Annotated in this window: 2 protein-coding genes; both read right to left on the bottom strand. The window is 37.8% G+C overall.

Annotated elements, in window-relative coordinates; all coding sequences use genetic code 11:
* Positions 1 to 154 precede the first annotated feature (154 nt).
* Positions 155 to 430 (bottom strand): hypothetical protein, encoded by a 276-nt coding sequence (locus G6Q00_RS08255; RefSeq protein ID WP_163532755.1) that lies wholly within the window; start codon positions 428 to 430, stop codon positions 155 to 157.
* Positions 423 to 825, bottom strand: a 403-nt coding sequence (locus G6Q00_RS08250) for a polymorphic toxin type 50 domain-containing protein (RefSeq protein WP_205426582.1), incomplete at its 5' end; no start/stop codon positions are given. The genes G6Q00_RS08250 and G6Q00_RS08255, both read right to left, overlap by 8 nt.

The raw sequence follows: 825 nt of genomic DNA, 5'->3' as shown, positions 1-825 counted from the left end.
CCGCCTATGCATAACATTAAGCCCATGAATACGATCTTCTAGTTTTTTAAGAGCTGTAGAAAAATCCATTTTTAACCTTGTTTTTTTGAATGGATTTTATATTAGGTTTTGGGTGAAAAATGCGCGATTGGGGGGTAGGTAGAAAAATCTATTATTATGCTTTCCTTTCATGGTGAAAAATATTTTTGTAGGTTTGATTATCAAGCTTATGTAGCGGGGTTATTTCCTTAATGTCTGAAACATTTAAACCATATATCCAACCGCCCATATGAATTGCTAAATTATCTTCTTCTTCACCACTACACGCGGCAAAATCATACCCAAAAAAAACCCCCTCAATAGTAGTGCCTTCATCGCAAATTTGATCGTTAACTAAGGTAACCCTAACAAACCAAGTAACATATTTTGTATAATCCTCAAGTTTAATCATGATCGCCTCCAACAAATGGCACAATATGAATGCCTTTTTTGTTAAAGTGTACCTTACTAAAATTTGTTTTTGTTTTTTCTTTGATTCCTCCAAATGGCATAACCACGCCTTCAAACTCTGGGTGGTGAATAATTAATTTCTTATCCCATGCGCGCTTTTTCTTCTGCATTTCCGCCGTTTGTGCTATCCACCCCCTAACCTCCTCAATACTTGGCGCTTTAGTGTAGTAACTGCGCCCCTCAGTGTAGCCCGGAGTGCCTAGTACATGGCGCTCTTGTTTCTCATCTAAGCTTAATAAAGCTAGCGCGCTTTTAATTGTGTTTAAAACTCTTTGGGTAAAGGGGTAAGGTTTTTCAGCTGGGGCGCGTTTGGCTAATTCGTCAAAATCTAATTTT

The sequence above is a fragment of the Helicobacter suis genome, from assembly GCF_902196125.1.
In the GTDB taxonomy this organism is placed as follows: domain Bacteria; phylum Campylobacterota; class Campylobacteria; order Campylobacterales; family Helicobacteraceae; genus Helicobacter; species Helicobacter suis_B.
Note: the sequence above shows the minus strand (reverse complement) of the source record. Positions and strands in the feature narration are given on the sequence as shown.